The following is a 4,690-nucleotide window of genomic DNA, read 5'->3' as shown; positions in this document are numbered from 1 at the left end:
AGAAAAGGAAAATACGAGAACTGTGTAGAGACATGCCGTGGCATGTCTCAGCGGTTTCCACGAAATAGATCAATGTGGAAAAACCGGAAATATGGGAAGATTACGAGGGCACGAAAGAACGACGGCACGAAAGAACGAGGGAACGAAGGCACGAAGGCACGAAGGCACGATTGCACGACAGCACGAGGGTGCGAAGGAAAACGGGAAAATGAGAAAACGAATATACGAGCACTGTGTAGAGACATGCCGTGGCATGTCTCGACGGTTTCCACGAAATAGATCAATGTGGAAAAACCGGAAATATGGGAAGATTACGAGGGCACGAAAGAACGACGGCACGACAGCACGAGGGAACGATAGAAGGACGGTGCGAAGGTACGAGGGTGCGGAAAAAGTAGAAAGGGACGAGTAGTGAGATGAGAAATACCGGCTGTTGTCATACTATAGATTAATTTAATGTAAAAATAACCTTGCAGAATTGTTTATGAATTGGAAAATTCATAATTTCATCCGCTAAATTTTAATTTTTTGAAAAATGGAAACAGAAGACAATCAAGATTTACAACCTTCCCCGGAAAAGGAAGCAAAACAAAAAGAGGAAACCTCTTCTCCAAAAGACACTGAAAACAAAAAATCAAAAGCTTCAATTAAGTCCCGGGAAGCCTCAAATCTCGAAAAAGTAGATGAAAAAGAGGATAACCTTTATGAAGAGATCAAGAAATATTCTAAAGAAATCAACAAAACCGTCAAAGCCCTTCTAAAACGTAAGGAAGAAATGGAAGAAGCTCAGAAGGAGAAGGAAAAGGCAGAAAAGGACCTGAAGAAAGCTGAAAAGAAGGTGCAAAAACGACGGGAAAATTTTAACAAGGCGGAACAACAATTTAAGGAGAAAGAAAAACAATACAATGAGCTGCTTACAAAAATTGAAAATCAAAAGAATGTGCTTAAGCAGCTTCAGGAAGTTTAAACCAAACCATGTTGAATCCAAACTGGGTAACCCTTGGCAAAAACAGTAGACAAACTATTTGAGAAGTATCTGGACAAATTTGAGAAAGAATTCCTGAGGGCAATCAATACCGGGGATGAGGAAGCCATCCATGACCTAAGGGTTTCTATTAAAAAGATCAGAGCATTGTTCCTGTTCTTAAAGGAAGCCGGATTTGCCGATATAAAATCCGATTACAAATACCTTGGAAAATTAAAAGAGGTTTTCAAAAAAGCCGGAAAGCTGAGAGAGTTTCATATCCACAAGGATTTACTGGAACATTACCGGCAACGTACCGGCGAAAATTTTCCGGTACTGGCTGAATACATCGAAGCTCAGGAAAAAGAAGCCAGACAAGCCTGGCATGATTTTATGCCGGGGCTTAAGCTAAGGAAACTTTACCACACCGCCGATCAACTGCATAAAGCAATAGATGGCATTCCTGCAAAAAAGCTAAACAGCAGGCTTCACGATTTTGTAAAAAGCAGGGTGGATGAATGCCACGGTTTTATGTTTGAACCGCATTATGAAAACCACCTCCACCAGATACGAAAATACCTGAAGCACATCCGTTTCATCATTGGTCAGAAGATAGGGAATATCCATGAACAATTTGAAAATGAGATTGATTTCAGGGATACCAAAAAAGTAGAGGACATATTGGGCGAATGGCACGACCGGGATGAATTTCGAAAACTGCTGGAGGAATTTTACAGTCAACTGGAAGAGACCCGGCAAGAGGAGATTTCCGATACCTACCGCACATATAAGGATCAAGTGGAAAAGGACATCCGGGAAGATGTCCAAAAGCTCCGTCCCGAGCTTCTACAGGTATTTTCAGTCATGCAAACCCTGCTGGAAAGGCAAAGTTAATCCGTATCAGGTATCCCCGTCGCTTTTTTCGACGGCTTTTATCAAAGTCCTGACGTTACGGGCCAGAATGTGTTTGTCTATTTCACGCAAATACTCCTGTACTTCGATCAGTTTTTCAATCCTTACACTAAATTCCAGATTCATTTTATTCATGGTTGCATAGACTTCAGCAGCCTGCTCACCTCCGTCATTTATTGCCTTTTCAGCCAAAATCCGTGTCACATTGTGATGCGGGGAATGTAAAATGTTCCTGATTTTTCTCTGAATGATCCCTCTTGCTTTACAATCGGTATGTTCAAGAATAATGATGGTGCTGGTATCATTCAGGTAACGATAAATGCCATTGCGGAAACCATTCCATAAACCATTGTGATAGGCCACCCTATTGCCTTCAGCATCTTTCTTCAGTCGAAAACCAAACCCATAGGGTATGCGGCGTCCGTTTTCCAGCTTTCCCCTCTCAAATATATCCTCAAGCGCCTCCTGCGATACCAGTTTATTGGAATAAAGTGCCTGATCCCATTTATAAAGATCAATGGCCGGGGCACAAACTCCTTTATCACCCACTACCCCGTCATGTTGAGTTTCAGGTACCCAATAATTGTTTCCGTATCTTCTGTAACCTTTTAAACGGTTATTGGAATTTTTGTTCCCGTAAGCCGAACTATAAACAAAAGAATGGTGCATTTTGAGGGGAGAAAAGATATTGTCATCTACAAATTCATCGAACCGCTTTCCGGAAACCCGTTCCACTATAAGGGCAAGAACCATATACCCTGTATTGCTGTACTGAAAGCGGGTTCCGGGTTCAAAGCTCAGGTATTGCTTATGCTTTGCCAGCAAATCTACTACCTCATCATTGTAGGGTTTTTGGTTATGATCCGTATATCTTTCAATCAAATATAAATAATTAGACATGCCCGAAGTATGATTCAACAAATGCCTTATGGTAATGCTGTCGTAATAATGATAGTTAATCCCTTTAAATTCGGGAATATATTGCACCATTTTGTCATCATAATCAATACTGTCTCTTTCCTTGAGCTGAATTACCGCCATGGCGGTAAACTGCTTGGTAAGAGAAGCCAACTGATAAACCGAATGAAGTGTTAAGGTATCTTTTGTATCCAGATCGGCATAACCGATAAAATCATTGAATATAATCTTTCCGTCTCTGGCCACCAGAATGTTCCCGTTAAAGTGATACCGTTGATGGCTATGATGCAAAATTTCCCTGAATTGTCTGATCTTTTCCGCCAAAAAGATACGGGAAATATGATTCTGCTGTTGCGTGGTGAGTTCTTCCCGGGGCATCTGAAACGTGCAGGAAGACAATTTTGCAAGAATGATCATACCCGATATGAGAAAAACACACGCAATCCCTTTCTTAATATGCAATTCGGTCCAATTCATTTCGGCTGCGAATATAAACCAAATTTTCCATCGAATGGTAGTCCACAATAAAATCCGGACAAACACGTATTAAATTAATAAAAACCATTTTGAAAGGAAACTTTATTATTTAGAGTCTGTCTATAATATCCGCTGGCTGCGTTACGCTCGTTTTTCATGCCAGTCAATTACATCAAGTAAACTCCTGGCATTCAAAACTCGCAAGCCTTGCCAGCGAACATTATAGACGAGACTCTTTCAAATCTCTTTGACTTTATGGACAAACACTATTTAGACTAATTCAAAATAAAAATGCTGATTTTACGAGTCAGCTTTAATTATTATTTTTACACTTTCTAAATTGATCTATTAAGGACTTAAAAACAGGCGTATTATGAGAAGAAGAGAATTTTTAAAAAAGAGTATAGGCGCAGGAGTTTTTGCCGGCTCAATGGCTTCATTGGGTTCGGGCAGGATTTTCGCAAACACGGTTAACAACAATTCTCTCCCATACGATCTGGTCGCTATCAGAGAGGGTACTCCCGAAAAAATGTTCGACCGGGCAATCGAAACAATGGGGGGTATGAAGAACTTTGTCAAACCCGGCCAGACTGTTGCAGTAAAGCCCAATATTGGATGGGATGTTCCACCTGAAAGGGCTGGAAACACCAATCCCGCACTGGTAAAACGAATCGTTGAACATTGTTTTGACGCCGGGGCTAAAAGAGTGTATGTATTTGATAACCCAGTTGATGAATGGAGAAAAGCCTATGATACCAGCGGAATAGAAAAAGCCGCCAAGGATGCCGGTGCAAAGGTTGCACCTGCCAATACAGAAGGCTATTTCCAGGAAGTAGATATCCCAAGGGGAAAGACACTTAAAAAGGCCAAAGAGCATGAGCTGGCGCTTGAATCGGATGTATTTATCAATGTTCCCATTCTGAAAACCCATAATTCGAGCATCTTAACCATCTCAATGAAAAACCTTATGGGTAATGTATGGGACAGAGGATTCTATCACAGAAACGGCTTGCATCAATGTATTGCTGACTTTATTACCCACAGAAAACCCGATCTCAATATAGTGGATGCTTACCGCGTAATGAGAAGAAACGGCCCAAGAGGTGTATCTACCAAGGACGTAGCACTTATGAAATATCAGATCATCTCCGACGATATTGTTGCTGCTGATGCCGCTGCAACCAAAATATTCGGAAAAGAGGTAGATAATATATCCCATATTGAGATGGCTGGTAAAATGGGTGTCGGAGAAACGGACTTGTCCAATCTGAATATTGAAAGGATAAAGATGTAAACCAAAAGAAGCCTTATAAATATATACCTGTCTGTTGCTTACAGACAGGTATATATTTAATATTTAGAGGGTAAAAAAATTAAACATTTGAAACCCGCATGCAGTGATCTGCACAACAAGAACAT

At 40.8% G+C, this 4,690-nt stretch carries 5 protein-coding genes; 4 read left to right on the top strand and 1 reads right to left on the bottom strand.

What is annotated here, in order from left to right; translation table 11 throughout:
• Positions 1-74 precede the first annotated feature (74 nt).
• From KGY70_17240 to KGY70_17230, 3 genes are all read left to right on the top strand, one after another.
• Complete coding sequence (locus KGY70_17240) at positions 75-212, top strand: hypothetical protein (GenBank protein MBS3776946.1); 138 nt, start codon at positions 75-77, stop codon at positions 210-212.
• Positions 213-535: 323 nt separating this feature from the next.
• Positions 536-967 carry a hypothetical protein gene (locus tag KGY70_17235; GenBank protein MBS3776945.1) on the top strand — a complete coding sequence of 144 codons (432 nt, stop codon included), beginning with the start codon at positions 536-538 and terminating at the stop codon, positions 965-967.
• Positions 968-1,000: 33 nt separating this feature from the next.
• Entirely contained in the window at positions 1,001-1,858 is an 858-nt protein-coding gene (locus KGY70_17230) for a CHAD domain-containing protein (GenBank protein MBS3776944.1), read from the top strand.
• Between the two features lie 6 nt (positions 1,859-1,864).
• Here the strand turns inward: KGY70_17230 and KGY70_17225 are convergent, their stop codons facing one another.
• Positions 1,865-3,211 carry a beta-lactamase family protein gene (locus KGY70_17225; GenBank protein MBS3776943.1) on the bottom strand — a complete coding sequence of 449 codons (1,347 nt, stop codon included), beginning with the start codon at positions 3,209-3,211 and terminating at the stop codon, positions 1,865-1,867.
• A 433-nt stretch (positions 3,212-3,644) separates the two neighbouring features.
• Here KGY70_17225 and KGY70_17220 point away from each other — a divergent pair, with 433 nt between their 5' ends.
• The gene (locus KGY70_17220) at positions 3,645-4,565 is read left to right on the top strand and encodes a DUF362 domain-containing protein (protein MBS3776942.1); all 921 of its coding nucleotides are present in this window, start codon (positions 3,645-3,647) and stop codon (positions 4,563-4,565) included.
• The last annotated feature ends 125 nt before the right edge of the window (positions 4,566-4,690 follow it).

It is taken from the genome of Bacteroidales bacterium (assembly GCA_018334875.1).
In the GTDB taxonomy this organism is placed as follows: Bacteria; Bacteroidota; Bacteroidia; order Bacteroidales; family UBA12077; genus JAGXLC01.
The sequence above is the reverse complement of the archived record's forward strand: the minus strand, read 5'-3'. Positions and strand labels throughout refer to the sequence as shown.